Origin of the sequence: Aquimarina latercula DSM 2041, assembly GCF_000430645.1 — a bacterium.
GTDB lineage: Bacteria > Bacteroidota > Bacteroidia > Flavobacteriales > Flavobacteriaceae > Aquimarina > Aquimarina latercula.
On record NZ_KE387185.1, the window covers coordinates 862,947 to 877,775 of the forward strand.

A 14,829-nucleotide genomic window follows, 5' to 3' on the forward strand; every position below is an offset into this window, starting at 1 on the left:
TCAAATTTAGATATAACAATTGTCCAATTATTTAAAAAATATCAGTTGTAGCTTACTGCTAGTAATTATATTAATTTCTTGTAAAAAGGATAAGGAGCGTCATTTTTTTGAGTTATTGTCTGAAAAAGAAACAAGTATTTCATTTAGCAATAATTTAAAAGATACTCCAGATCTTAATATTCTTACATATCTCTATTATTATAATGGAGCAGGTTTGGCAGTTAGTGATTTTAATAATGATGGTTGGGAAGATATATATTTTGTATCTAATCAAAATGAGAATCAATTATATATTAATCAGAAGAATTTTCAGTTTAAAGAAGTTACAACAAATCTCTTAAAAGATACTAATGGTTGGTCTACTGGTGTAATAGCTGTAGATATTAATAATGATGGATTACAGGATATATATGTATGCAAAGTTGGAGATTATAAAAGTTTAAAAGGAAAGAATAAATTATTTGTAAACCAAGGTGTAGATAACGATGGTGTACCAGTTTTTGAAGAACAAGCTTCGCTTTACAATCTCGATATTTCCAGTTTTTCTACTCAGGCTAGTTTTTTTGATTATGATTTAGATGGAGATTTAGATATGTATTTGTTAAATCATTCCGTGTACCCTAATCGTAGTTATGGAAGAGGTTCTAAACGTAAACAAATTGATTCTCTTTCTGGTGATAGATTATACAGAAATGATGGCGGAAAGTATTTTGATGTTTCTGCAGAATCAGGAATTTTTCAAGGTGGTATAGGCTATGGATTAGGAATTGCTACGGATGATATCAATAATGATGGATATCCAGATATATATGTTGGTAATGATTTTTTTGAAAATGACTATTTATATATCAATCAAAGAAATGGAATTTTTAAAGAAGTAATTACTTCTAATTTTTCTAAGATTCAGCATACATCTCATTATTCTATGGGTGTCGATATTGCAGACATAAATAATGATGGATGGACCGATATCCTATCTCTAGATATGTTGCCAGAGGATCTTAGTACGTATAAATCATCTGGAACTGAATATGGTTTTACTATTTACAACCAATATCTTAAAAATGGTTATAAACCTCAGTATATGCAGAATGGATTACAACTGAACCGAGGAGGAGAAGGTTTTAGTGAAATTGCATTTTTTGCTGGGATAGCTGCTACAGAATGGAGTTGGGCACCCTTAATTGCAGATTATGATAATGATGGGTTTAAAGATGTCTTTATCTCTAATGGAATTAAAGGAGCTACTAATGATATGGATTTTATAAGTTTTATTGCCAATGATAATATTCAGAAACGTATAGATAATGGTATGACCAAAGAAGATTTGGCTTTAATTGATGAACTGCCAAATAAAAAAACTACCAATTATTTTTATCGTAATAATGGTGATTTAACTTTCGAAAATGTATCCAATCAATGGTTCAAAAATATTCCATCATATAGTAATGGAGCTGTGCATGCAGATTTAGACAATGATGGAGACTTAGATATTGTTACTAATAACATTGATGGTAAGGCTTTTGTTTATCAAAATCGTGCAGATACCTTAATGAATCATAATTACATAAGATTAAAGTTAAAAGGAATTGGGCAAAATTTAAATGCAATAGGAGCAAAAGCAACTATATTTTCTGAAAATAGATTGCAAACTTCTAGTGTTAACCCTTTTAAAGGATATTTGTCTTCTGTGTCTCAGATTTTACATTTTGGTCTAGGGGATAACAAAGTTGTTGATTCTATTAAGATAGCATGGCCTAATGGCGATAGTTCTCTATATAAAAACGTAAAAATAAATAGTACAATATCTTTAAATCAGGATAGTACAAATACTTCGCTGGAAATTTTTAAAGAAAAACTAAACGTTCTTAGAAGAGAGCCTAAACCTATTAAATTTAAGCATCAAGATTATGAAACTAAAGATTTTAGTTTAGAACCTTTGGCTCCATATGCAGTATCTAATGAAGGACCTCATATATCCATCATGGATATAAATAAAGATGGATTAGATGATTTTTATACTCCTGGAGGGAGATTTAAATCTGGAACAATTTTTTTACAGGAAAAGTCAGGAACGTTTAAAGAAACAGAACAACCTGATTTAGATGTGTATAAAAAATATGAAGATATTGATCAACATTTTTTTGATGCGGATTCTGACGGTGATTTAGATCTAATCACAGTTTATGGTGGTAATGAAAATTATGCGGGATATGAGTCGAGTCCAGTTTTGTTTGTAAATAACAAAGGTAAATTTGAAGAGAGTTCAAATGCTTTTCCGGATATTAAAATGAATGCCTCGGTTGTAATTACTTCTGATATAGACAGTGATGGTGATGAAGATATTTTTATAGGTAGTAATAGTTTAACTGGGTTCTATGGAAAATCATCTAAAAATTATCTTTTTCTAAATGATGGAAAAGGTAATTTTATAGAAGTTACTTTAGATATGGCACCAGATTTATATACTATTGGATTAGTGTATGATGCAAAATTTATTGATGTTAATAATGATGGTTATCAGGACTTAATAGTAGCCGGTCATTATATGCCTATTACTATATTTATCAATGATGGAAAAGGAAATCTTCTTAAAAAGAATATCCATTCATTGAGTAAAACACATGGTTTGTGGAATTGTATATCAATTAGTGATATGGATAAAGATGGAGATATAGATATTATTGCAGGAAATTGGGGACAAAATAGCAGGCTAAAGGCTTCTTTAGAACAACCAATTCAGTTATATTTAAACGATTTTGATAATAATGGTAAAGTAGATCCAATAGTAACTTATTTCTATCAAGGGAGAGAAACTCCTATAGCTACTAAGGATGAATTGACTAAGCAAATACCAGAGCTTAACAAAAAGTTTTTGTCCTATAAAGCTTTTTCTGAAGCGGATTTTAAGGATTATTTTTCAAAAGATAAAATAGATCAAGCAGAAAAAAAACAAGTGTATATGCTTACTACAACATATTTTGAGAATAAAGGAGATTTAGATTTTGTAGCATATGATTTGTCTTGGGAAACGCAAATTTCTTCAGTTCATGATATATTAATTCATGATATGAATGAGGATGAATATCCTGATATAATTCTCGGGGGAAATACTTATGAAATTAGTACCCAATTGGGTAGGTTAGATGGATCATACGGAACTATATTATTAAATAATAAAAAAGGAGGATTTGTTAGTTCAGAAACTTTAGAATTGAATGTTAAGGGAGCGATTAGGTCTATTAAACCTATAAGAATAAAAGAAGAAGAATATTTATTGTTCGGAATAAATAATGATAGTATCCAGTTAGTCAAAAAGATAAAAGAGTAATATGAATAAATTTTTATATAGAAGTTTTATAATTCTTATCCTTTCATCTTGTGCGAAGGAAAAAATTGAGAAGTTAGAGATAGAACAAGAAGATACTTTGTTTACTAAACTTACTCCCGAAGAGACAAAAATTGATTTTGTAAATCAAGTCGATAACGAAAAAGACTTCAATATTTTTACATATAGAAATTTTTATAACGGAGGAGGAGTAGCGATTGGCGATATAAATAATGATGGTCTACCAGATGTATATCTAACTGCTAATAGAAAAGAGAATAAATTATATCTGAATAAAGGAGATTTTACATTTGAAGATATTTCTGAATCATCTAATACAACTGGAAAAAATTCTTGGTCTACCGGCGTAGTTATGGTGGATATTAATGCAGATGGGTTGTTAGATATTTATGTATGTAATGCAGGAAATGTAGAAGGTGATGACCAAAAGAATGAGCTTTTTATAAACAATGGTCCATCGGTAAGTACAGGAATTATAACATTTACTGAAAAAGCTGAAGAATATAATTTAGCTGATAGTGGCTTTACTACTCATGCAGCTTTTTTTGATTATGATATGGATGGCGACCTTGATGTGTATATACTAAACAATAGTTTTATACCAGTAAGTAGTTTGGGATACGTAAACAAGCGTAATCTTCGTGCAAAGGATTGGGATATTCCTGATATTCTAAAAGGTGGAGGAGATAAGTTAATGAGAAATGATAATGGTGTGTTTACAGATGTAAGCGAGCCCGCTGGAATATTTGGAAGTTTAATAGGTTTTGGATTGGGAGTAACTATAGGGGATGTTAATAAAGATTTACTTCCAGATATTTATGTGTCCAATGATTTTTATGAGAGAGATTACCTATATATAAATAAGGGTAATGGGATATTTAATGAGGAAATTAAGGATTGGGTAAAACACCTTAGTATTTCTTCGATGGGAGCAGATATGGCGGATATTAATAATGATGGATATCCAGAAATTTTTGTAACAGATATGCTTCCAGAAGACGATCAACGATTAAAAGAGACTAGCTCTTTCGAAAGTTATGATGTATATAAATTGAAGAAGAGTAGAGATTTCTACAATCAATATATGCAAAATTCGCTTCAACTTAATAATGGCGATAATACATTTTCTGAAATTGCTTTTTACAGTGGAGTAGCTAAAACAGATTGGAGTTGGGGAGCGTTGTTGTTTGATATGGATAATGATGGGTATCGCGATATTTATGTTAGTAACGGAATCTATCACGATCTTACAGATCAAGATTTCATGAACTTTTTTGCCAATGATATCATACAGAGGATGACGTTAACCGGTAAAAAAGAAGAAGTAGATTCGATTATTAATAAAATGCCATCTAGGCCCATCCCTAATTATGCTTTTAAAAATAATGGAGACCTTACTTTTTCTGACCTAACAGATAATTGGGGATTTGATGAGCCAACTTTTTCTAATGGATCTGCTTATGGAGATTTGGATAATGATGGAGATTTGGATTTGGTGGTTAATAATTTTAATATGCCAGTATCTATTTATCAGAATAATAGCGAAGAAAAAGGAAATAATTATTTAAAAATCAAAATAGAAGGAGCTGATAAAAACACCTTTGGAATTGGTAGCGTAGTTGAACTATATACCAAGAATGAAGTTATAAGGCAAGAACTAATACCTACAAGAGGTTTCCAGTCTTCTATAGAGTATATGATGACTATTGGATTGGGTAAAACAAAGAAAGTAGATTCGTTACAGGTAATTTATCCTAATGGAAATGCGGAAGTTATTAAGGATATTACTCTTAATGCGGTAGTTCAACTATCTCAGGAAAACGCAAAAGAAAAATACGTAGCGCCAGAAAACAAACAAGATACTTTTTTTGAAGAAATAAGTAACACTTTAGGAATGCATAAAGAAGATCCTTATGTTGACTTTGATTACGAAGGATTGATTTATAAAATGCAATCTAGAGAAGGCCCAGCTATAGCAATTGCAGATATTAATGGAGATGGTAATGATGATGTTTTTATTGGGGGTGCATATAACCAACCTGGCAAGTTATATTTTCAGAATGGAAAGGGTCGATTTACATTATCAAAATTCGAAACCGAAACATTTTTTGAAGATACCGTTGCTGTTTTTGAGGATATTGATGGAGATAAGGATTTAGATTTGGTAATAGGTTCTGGAGGGAACTTTAGAGGAGCCAGAACTGGTGTTAGAAGTTATATTAATGATGGAAGAGGATATCTTTCTCGAGGACAAATTATACTACCCACCCTTACTAATATTTCTACATTAGCTCCATATGATTACGATCAGGATGGAGATATTGATTTATTTGTAGGAAGTCATAGTGTTGTAGGAACATATGGAATTTCTCCACAGAGTTATTTTCTAGAGAATGATGGTAAAGGGAACTTTAAAGATGTAATAGCAAATAAAGCTAAAGAAGCTCAAACTATCGGAATGATAACTGATGCCACTTGGGAAGATATAGATGGAGACGGTAAAAGAGATTTAATTATTGTGGGCGAATGGATGTCTCCTAAGGTGTTCCTAAACGATGGTAATAGGCTGAATCTAATCAAAACAAATTTAGATGAAGTTTCCGGCTGGTTTAATACCTTAGAAGCTACTGATTTAGATAATGACGGAGATGTAGATTTGGTTTTAGGTAATAGAGGGTTAAATTCTATTTATGAATGTGGTAAAGAAACTCCATCCAAGATGTATATCAATGATTTTGATAATAACGGAACCATAGAACAAATTATTACGCAAACGATCAATGGTAAAGATATTCCAATACATCTGAAGAAAGAGATTACTGCACAAATCAATGTTTTGAAGAAGCAAAACCTCAAATTTTCTGAATATGCAACCAAATCTATTGATGAACTGTTTTCTAAAGAGGTTTTAGATAATACAACTATTAAAACCGTAAACAACTTTGCCAATTTAGTAGCTTATAACAATGGTGATGCTACTTTTGAAATAAAAGAACTTCCTAAAGAAACACAATTATCTTGTATATGTGATATAGAAACTGAAGATTTGAACAAGGACGGTCACTTAGACCTTATTGTAGGAGGTAATAATTATAGTTTTAAACCTCAATTCTCCAGATTAGATGCTAGTCGAGGAAATGTTTTGTTAGGAGATGGGAAAGGAAATTTTAAAAACCAAAGATCTTCAGGGTTTTTAGTAGAAGATGAAGTGAGAAATATGCGTTGGGTGAAGAATAAATCGGGCCAAAAGTACTTGTTGGTGGCCATTAACAATGAAAAGCCTAAAATTTTTAAAGTAGATAATAAATAGTCAAAGGGTAGATTTTATACAAATGATCAAAAATATAATCATAGTAATTTTTGGGCTGTTATTTTTATTTGGGTGTAAAAAACAAAACACACACCAAGGTGAATTATTTGATAAGATTACTTCCCAGGTTACAAATGTTACCTTTCAAAATACACTAGTTCCTACCGAAGAATTGAATATTCTGGATTATCTATATTACTATAATGGTGCTGGTGTAGCAGTTGGAGATATCAATAAAGATGATCTAGTTGATGTGTTCTTTACTTCTAATCAAGGAGAAAATAAACTCTATCTCAATAAAGGGAATTTTCAATTCGAAGATATAACAGATAAAGCGGGAGTAAAAGGAAATTCCGATTGGAATACAGGAACGGTAATGGCGGATGTTAATGGAGATGGATATTTGGATATCTACGTCTGTGCCGTAGTTGGTCTTCAGGGGTTAAAGGGAAAAAACGAGTTGTTCATAAATAATGGGGATAATACATTTACTGAAAAGGCTTCTCAGTATAAATTAGATTTTGAAAATTATACTACATCAGCGGCTTTTTTCGATTACGATAATGATGGAGATTTGGATATGTATTTGTTGAATCATGCCATCCATACTCAGAATTCTTTTGGTAGCGCTTCATTAAGAAATAAAAGAAGCCCAGAAAGCGGTGATAAATTACTTCGTAATGATGGAGAAGTGTTTACGGATGTGAGTGCGGCTGCAGGAGTTTTTGGCGGAGGAAATGGATATGGTTTAGGAATAGCAACAGCAGATTTTAACAATGATGGATATACTGATATTTATGTAAGCAATGATTTTCATGAAGATGATTATTATTATATCAACAAAGGAGATGGAACCTTTAGTGAGTCATTAAAACAAAATTTTGGTCATACCAGCCGTTTCTCTATGGGTAGCGATGTAACCGACATTAATCATGATGGCTATGCTGAGATTCTTACTTTAGATATGACTCCAGAGGATGAAACAGTTCTCAAAGCTTCTGCAGGAGATGAGACCGTGGATATGTTACAAATGCGTATCAATCGATTAGGATATCATTATCAGTATGCACGTAATATGCTTCAGGTTAATAATGGGGATCATTTTACTGAAACCGCTTTGTTAAGTGGTATAGCTGCCACAGATTGGAGTTGGTCAGCATTGTTTGCAGATTATAATCAAGATGGAGAACAAGACGTATTTATATCTAACGGAATCCCAAAACGTCCCAATGATCTTGATTATATTAAATACATCTCTAACGAAAAAATCCAAGAAAAAATAAATAGTTCAAAGTTAGTGGATAATGAAGCTTTAAATATTATGCCTTCTGGAGAAGTACAGAATTGCATTTTTAAAGGAGATAAAGGGTTTAATTTTATAAATAAATCTTCAAATTGGCTTCCATTAGAAAATACAGCTTCTACTGGAAGTGCTTATGCCGATTTTGACAACGATGGAGATCTGGATATAGTAACTAATAATATAAATGCTCCAGCTTCTTTTTATCAAAATAAAACGAATGAAAAAAAGAAGTTTTTAAAATTGAAATTTGTTTTTAAAGACAAAAACAAACTAGGGATAGGGGTCAAAGTAATATCCTATCATCGGGGAATTGCACAGTACAAACAATTATTTACTTCAAAAGGTTTTCAATCTTCTTCAGAGCCTATGATTCATTTTGGGTACGATACGATTGCAGCTATAGATTCTCTGAAAATTATATGGCCGGATAATACGATTCAAGTAGCAGAAAATATAACTACAAATCAAACATTAACAATTAAATTGTTACACAAAAGAAACATTGTGAATTATGAAGAATTGTTTCCTAAAAATAAAGGTTGGTTTAAGAAAATAGATTCTATCCCTGGATTACAATATGTACATAAAGAAAATAATTATACAGATTTTAATCGCCAAAAATTAATTCCATATAAAATTTCTGATCGAGGACCAGCTACTGCAATAGGAGACCTAAATGGTGATGGGAAAGATGATATTTTCTTCGGAAGTTCTAAACTTGAAGCATCTAAAATATATATCCAAACCACTACAGGTTTTGAAGAACAATCCTCCGAAATTCTCATCGGTGATAAAAAGAAAGAAGATGTAGCTGCGATTATTACAGATTTTAATAATGATACGATAAAAGATTTATTGGTCTGTTCTTCTGGCGGCGAGTTTTATGGCAACTCTAAGGAGCTAATAGATAGATTGTATTTAAATTCAGATAAAGGATTAGTAAAAGGTAGTTTTCCAGAATTATATGAACACGAATCGGTAATAAAAACTCATGACGTAGATAACGATGGTGATTTAGATATTTTCATTGGAGGGTATGCGGTTTCTAATGATTTTGGTAAGATGCCAAATTCATACCTTCTGATTAATGATAAAGGAGATTTTACGATCAAAGAAAATCCTGATTTAAAGCAAGTAGGTATGGTAACAGATGCTATTTGGGATGATTTTGATAGTGATGGAATAAAAGATTTGATCGTCATTGGAGAATGGATGTCTCCACACTTTTTTAAAAATGAAAATGGAAAATTAATAGATGTTACTGCTAAATTTTTGCCAAGAAGTTTAAACGGTCTTTGGCAATCTATTATCGAATTCGATATAGATAATGATGGTGATAATGATTATTTGCTTGGTAATTTTGGACTAAATTCTAAGTTTACCGCTTCTTCAGACTTACCACTAAAAATGTATTATTCTGATTTTGATAAAAACAAAACAACAGAAACTATTGTTGCAATACCCAAGAATGGTAAATATTATACGGCTTTAGCATTAGATGAGTTATCAAGTCAGCTTAATTATCTCAAGAAAAAATTTACTACCTATACCAGTTTTGCAGGTAAAACTGTAGATCAAATTTTTGATAAAGATGCATTAGAAAATGCAAAGTTGTTTGAAGTACACGAACTAGCTTCTGGCTACTTAAAAAATGATCAAGGAACATTTTCATTTGTTCCTTTCGATAATTCACTCCAATTAGCTCCTATATTATCGATGTTAAAATATGATTTTAATAACGATGGAACAGAAGAAGTCCTATTAGCTGGTAATTATTTCGGAGTAATTCCATATCACGGAAGGTTCGATGGATTCGCAGGTGCTATAATAGGAAAGGATGCTTTACTAATTAAAGCACAAGAATTGGGGATTAACTTAAGTCAAAAATCAGTTAGAGGATTAAATATTATTAATTTTGTAAATAAGGATTATTTACTTATCACACTAAACAATGGAAAAGCAGAGATTTATGAAATGTTTCAATAAATGGAGCAAAATTAACGTAATAACTAAGGGTAAGAGTTTATTTTTAATTACTTCTTCCTTGCTTTTTTTAAACGCTTGTCAAAAAGAAGAAAAGCGGATTGTAATTACAGCTGAAGACTACCATAATGCAGTAGATAAAATCACAGAGGTAATGGTACATGATATTTTTTCTCCTCCTGTGGCAAGTCGTATATACAACTATGCTAATATAGCTGCCTATGAAGTGATAAGACAAGAAGGAAAAGATTATAATACCTTGTCAAATCAATTACATAACCTAAAAAATATTCCTGTTGCTGATACGACCAAACATATAAATCATAAACTTTCTGCTTTAGTAGCGTATATGGAAGTGGGAAAATCATTGCTTTTTTCCGAAGATCGAGTAGAAGCCTACAGAGATAGTTTATATGGTTTTTGGAAATTACAGAATGAAGAAATGTTTAATGATTCTAAAACCTATGGTTTAGCGGTTGCGGAGCATATTAAGACTTGGTACGCTTCCGATAATTATGCGCAAACTAGGACGATGCCTAAGTTTTCGGTTAATACAGAAGATCCTTCTAGATGGCAACCTACTCCGCCAGATTATATGGATGGTATAGAACCTCATTGGAAAAAAATAAGACCTTCTATTATTGATTCTTCTTCTCAGTTTAAGCCAGCTAGATATCCAGATTTTTCGTTAGAAAAAGATACACCATTTTATAAAGAATTGATGGAAACTTATGAGGTAGGGAATACGATAAAAGAAGAAGGAGAAAAATCAGAAAAATTAGAAATAGCTCAATTCTGGGATTGCAACCCTTATGTTTCGACACACAAGGGACATCTAATGTTTGCTACGAAGAAAATTACACCAGGAGCTCATTGGATAGGTATCTGTAAAATAGCATGTAAAAAAACAAATGCTGATTTTGCAAAGACTGTGTTTGCTTATACAAAAACTTCCATCGCAATTGCAGATGCTTTTATAAGTTGTTGGGATGAGAAATATAGAAGTAATTTGATACGCCCAGAGACTTTGATTAATCAACATATAGATGAAAATTGGACACCTGTATTACAGACACCACCATTTCCCGAATATACAAGTGGGCATTCTGTAGTTTCCGGAGCAGCGTCTACTATTCTTACGGATATTTTTGGAGATAATTTTTCTTTTGATGATGATACCGAATTACAATATGGATTGCCTGTTCGTTCTTTTGTGTCCTTTAATCAAGCTGCTGATGAAGCTGCTGTAAGTAGATTGTATGGTGGGATTCATTATAGAGCGGCTATTGATTTAGGTTTAGATCAAGGACGTGCATTAGGAAGTTTTGTGGTACATAAGTTAAAAATGAATATTTCGAACTCTGAAGTCGCAAGTTCTAACTAGTATGAAGAGGATTGTAGTTGTAGCTTTGGTAATACTAATAAGTGTTTCTGTTTGGTATTTATTTATAAAAAAATATGATTATCAAGTTTCTTTTAACGTCAAAGGTTCTCCAGGTAGTGTTTATCATCAGGTAATTAGTTGGGAGTCTTGGGGTAAAGATCCAAAGGCTAAAAATATTACCACTTTGGATACTACATTATTTAAGCAAGTGTCTCAAGCAGTAATAGTAAATGATACTATTATTAATCTGGATTGGACTTTAGAAAGTTTAAACGATTCTATAACAAAAATTAGAGTAGGCGCTATTTCTGAAGAGTATTCTATACAGAATAGAGTACGAATACTTATGGGTGAAACAATCTTTACTAGAGGGTTAAAAAAAGAGCTAAAGGTTTTTGGCAAGCTAGCTAATAATTTTGCAGATACTTTTAAAATAGAAATAGAAGGAGAATCCGATATACCTAGTTTAGCGTATTTATTTGTCTCGTCATCTTCTAGTCGTTTTGGTAAGGCAGGTATGATGATGAGGACCAATTCTGATCTTTATCCAAAGATATTAGAAAATAACCTAAAGGTTGATGGAGCACCATTTGTAAGAATTAAAGAATGGGATGTTTTAGATGATAAAATCAAGTTTGATTTTGGTTTTCCGATAAAGTACACGGATTCTCTCCCATTGAATTCATTAATCAAATTTGATAGATCACCTCCGCAAAAAGCCTTAAAAGCTGTTTTTTACGGTAATTATAGAAATAGTGATCAAGCCTGGTTTGCACTGATGGCTTATGCTAAAAGAAGAAATATTTCGATTGTAAAAAAACCTCTAGAAATATTCTATAATAATCCAATGCAAGATGGTAATGCTTCTCAATGGAAAGCTGAAATTTTCATACCTATTTCCAGTGAAAATTAATGGTTTTATTGATTGTTAGAACCTGCCAATTACTCCTAATTGACCTGCTCCAAGTCTAAGATCCCATTTAATCTTAAATTTCTTACTATCATAAACATATCTTTCTTTTTTGTTCAGGTAGTTATCAATTCCATCTACAATAACGACACTAAGAACGATACCAAGAGTCACATCAGTTAACCAATGGGCACCTTCCCATAATCGTGATACTGGTGAGATTAGACCCAAAGCGTAAATACCTCCTTTTATATAAGGGTTTTTGAATTGTTTGCTAATTGCATATGCAGTTGTAAATGATAATATGGCATGACCAGAAGGGAAAGAGTGGTAGTCAGCTTCACTACTATAGAATTTAAAAGCATCTTTACCTTTTCCTGTATGAGGTCTGGCACGACCAACTAGTGTTTTACTGACAGTTTGGATAATTCCACCTGCAGTTGCAGAAGCAATTAGTAATACTCCGGTTTTACGAACTTTTTCATTTTTTGTAATTAATCCAAAAGCATATATTCCTGTAGTTAACCCATAGTTTACAAGAGGTTTTCCAAAACGAAATCCCGTTTCTCTTATAAAATCAGGAACATCATCTCTTTGATCTGTAAAAAAATCATTCGCAGGTTCATCTATTAGGTAAAGAAGGGTAGTTCCTGCTACAATTCCTCCAAATGTGGCCCAATCCTTTCCTTTCCATCTAAAAGGTTGTGTGTATGCGTGTTTTAAACCTCCAAATGCAGAAACTCCATCATATTTTAGCATTTGCCATCGAGTCATGTTGCTTTGTAAATCATTAGATTCATCTTCAGCATTCTCTTTAGGCGGTTCTTCAATGGATTCTTGAACCGATTCTTTCTGATTCTCATTAGATTTTTCTTGAGCATGGGTGTTTTCTAAAATAAGAAAAAGTAAAAAGAAAGCAGGTAACACGCGGAAATATTTCATAGGAATAATTTGGTAAACAAAAATAATAACTTATTTGTAAACAAATGGTAAATGCAAAAAATTGAATCGTATTGTAGCTTTTAGGTGTAAAAAGCAAAAAGCCCAAACATATTGTTCGGGCTTTAAAGGTGGTGCCTCTAGGAATGGAATCGAACTTTTTGATGCAAGATTGTGGGTTAATTATCCAACAATCAATTAGTTATTAAAAAATCTATTTTACATAATAATTGAGGTGCTATTGATTTTAGAAAAAAAGATAAACAATACGTTAATTCTAATATAGTAGTGCCGAGCTGACAATTATCAAACTTTTGGATAGCGGATTCTAACTTAATAATCCTCTCAAAAACAATTGATTTACAAAAAGTTTGTTTATATAATTCTTGTTGTTTCAAACTAGTAAAAATCAAAAATTAAACTATCGTTTTATTGAGCTGTTATTTTAAAAATTTTATTAGATCTTTGCCTCCATAGAGAACTCTTACAATTCGAATATGTGTTTTGAATATTCTATAAAATATAATATGTGATCCATACGAAAAACTTACTAGTTTCATTTTAATTTCATTCCTTTTTTTTCCAACCTCTGGATTTTCATAAAAAAAGACAAACATTAAGTTAAGTTCTTCTAAGTATTTAATAGCTTGGGTTTCTCCAAACTTCTTTACACCATCATCATACAAATCCTCGATATCATCATCCGCTTTTGTAGATAATATAAATTTTCGCATTATCCTTTTTTCTTAGAATCAATAATATCTTGCATCGTTCTTTTACTATCTGGAGCATCCCAACCCTCCTCAATTTCTTTTCTTAAATCATTTATTACTTTATTTCTATAAATACTATGAAGCCTTAAAGCATCACGTATTACTTCACTATTATTCTGATATTCTCCCGAAGCAACTTGCTTGGAAATATATTCTTCCTGTTGTTTTGTAAAACTAATATTCATATTCAAATATGACCTTATTATCCATATTTAGCAAATATAAACATATTAAAATTTCCTTATGTTTTTCACAATACGCCTTATCTGGCTCCCGATCCTTATCCCAAAATAAAGCACCACAACCTTCATATTTGCAGTTTATACGACCTTGTATAGTTTGATAGCTGTATAGTGTTTTTTAGATTTGATTCCAGTTAAAGTCAATAATTTCTTAATCGAAAGGTTTTTTGACTCATCTCGATAGTACATCTCTGCTAAAATCCCTTTTTCTTCTGCCTTTTTTGGTAGTCCTCGTTTCCTTCCAATTTTAACTCCTCTATGTCTAGCACTTTCCTGACCTGCTATTGTTCTTTCTATGAGAATATCCCTTTCAAGTTCAGCTATACCAGAAAATATTGTAAAAATAAATTTACCATATGGAGAAGTCGTTTCCAAGAAATGTTCCTTACTGCTTATCAAATCAATTCCTGTTCCTCAAAGTCTCGTGACTTTGAGGAATTGTTTGCCAATATGTACTTTTAGTAAATACCGATTGTTTTAATACATCAATTATCGGATCATTTAATCAATCTCGGATTGCAAATCCGAGCTATCGGGTTGTTGTTTGTTGTATAGAAGCATCTACAATAATAGACTTTGTGTTTGGTATCAACCATATTTATGTGAAATTATCGTCTCTAAACAAATTAAAGAAAA

9 protein-coding genes are annotated in these 14,829 nt (G+C 31.6%); 5 read left to right on the forward strand and 4 right to left on the reverse strand.

The window, feature by feature from the left end; all coding sequences use genetic code 11:
• The first annotated feature begins 19 nt into the window (after nt 1-19).
• The 5 genes from H526_RS0121655 to H526_RS0121675 are packed head-to-tail and all read left to right on the forward strand — an operon-like array spanning nt 20 to nt 12,242.
• Complete coding sequence (locus H526_RS0121655; RefSeq protein WP_051336273.1) at nt 20-3,331, forward strand: VCBS repeat-containing protein; 3,312 nt, start codon at nt 20-22, stop codon at nt 3,329-3,331.
• Nucleotide 3,332: 1 nt separating this feature from the next.
• On the forward strand, nt 3,333-6,659 hold the full coding sequence (locus H526_RS0121660) for a VCBS repeat-containing protein (RefSeq protein WP_027394960.1): 3,327 nt from the start codon (nt 3,333-3,335) through the stop codon (nt 6,657-6,659).
• Between the two features lie 22 nt (nt 6,660-6,681).
• On the forward strand, nt 6,682-9,948 hold the full coding sequence (locus tag H526_RS0121665; protein ID WP_027394961.1) for a VCBS repeat-containing protein: 3,267 nt from the start codon (nt 6,682-6,684) through the stop codon (nt 9,946-9,948).
• Nucleotides 9,932-11,329 (forward strand): vanadium-dependent haloperoxidase, encoded by a 1,398-nt coding sequence (locus H526_RS0121670; protein ID WP_051336336.1) that lies wholly within the window; start codon nt 9,932-9,934, stop codon nt 11,327-11,329. Before H526_RS0121665 ends, H526_RS0121670 begins: the two co-directional genes overlap by 17 nt.
• Before the next feature lies 1 nt (nt 11,330).
• A complete protein-coding gene (locus H526_RS0121675) occupies nt 11,331-12,242 on the forward strand; it encodes a GyrI-like domain-containing protein (protein WP_027394963.1) in 912 nt (303 codons plus the stop codon).
• Between the two features lie 15 nt (nt 12,243-12,257).
• On the opposite strand, the gene H526_RS0121680 is transcribed toward H526_RS0121675, so the two are convergent.
• The 4 genes from H526_RS0121680 to H526_RS29780 form a co-directional block, all read right to left on the reverse strand.
• A complete protein-coding gene (locus tag H526_RS0121680; protein WP_081415669.1) occupies nt 12,258-13,181 on the reverse strand; it encodes a phosphatase PAP2 family protein in 924 nt (307 codons plus the stop codon).
• A 437-nt stretch (nt 13,182-13,618) separates the two neighbouring features.
• Nucleotides 13,619-13,912 carry a type II toxin-antitoxin system RelE/ParE family toxin gene (locus H526_RS0121685; protein ID WP_035086200.1) on the reverse strand — a complete coding sequence of 98 codons (294 nt, stop codon included), beginning with the start codon at nt 13,910-13,912 and terminating at the stop codon, nt 13,619-13,621.
• Nucleotides 13,912-14,136 carry a type II toxin-antitoxin system ParD family antitoxin gene (locus tag H526_RS0121690; protein ID WP_027394966.1) on the reverse strand — a complete coding sequence of 75 codons (225 nt, stop codon included), beginning with the start codon at nt 14,134-14,136 and terminating at the stop codon, nt 13,912-13,914. Before H526_RS0121690 ends, H526_RS0121685 begins: the two co-directional genes overlap by 1 nt.
• A gap of 135 nt (nt 14,137-14,271) precedes the next feature.
• Nucleotides 14,272-14,592 carry a recombinase family protein gene (locus tag H526_RS29780; RefSeq protein ID WP_211237855.1) on the reverse strand — a complete coding sequence of 107 codons (321 nt, stop codon included), beginning with the start codon at nt 14,590-14,592 and terminating at the stop codon, nt 14,272-14,274.
• Nucleotides 14,593-14,829 lie beyond the last annotated feature (237 nt).

What these genes read in the sequence shown, in the direction of transcription:
- H526_RS0121660 (WP_027394960.1), top strand. Translation starts at nt 3,333, where the DNA reads ATGAATAAATTTTTATATAGAAGTTTTATAATTCTTATCCTTTCATCT.
- H526_RS0121665 (WP_027394961.1), top strand. Translation starts at nt 6,682, where the DNA reads ATGATCAAAAATATAATCATAGTAATTTTTGGGCTGTTATTTTTATTT.
- H526_RS0121670 (WP_051336336.1), top strand. Translation starts at nt 9,932, where the DNA reads ATGAAATGTTTCAATAAATGGAGCAAAATTAACGTAATAACTAAGGGT.
- H526_RS0121675 (WP_027394963.1), top strand. Translation starts at nt 11,331, where the DNA reads ATGAAGAGGATTGTAGTTGTAGCTTTGGTAATACTAATAAGTGTTTCT.
- H526_RS0121680 (WP_081415669.1), bottom strand. Translation starts at nt 13,181, where the DNA reads ATGAAATATTTCCGCGTGTTACCTGCTTTCTTTTTACTTTTTCTTATT.
- H526_RS0121685 (WP_035086200.1), bottom strand. Translation starts at nt 13,912, where the DNA reads ATGCGAAAATTTATATTATCTACAAAAGCGGATGATGATATCGAGGAT.
- H526_RS0121690 (WP_027394966.1), bottom strand. Translation starts at nt 14,136, where the DNA reads ATGAATATTAGTTTTACAAAACAACAGGAAGAATATATTTCCAAGCAA.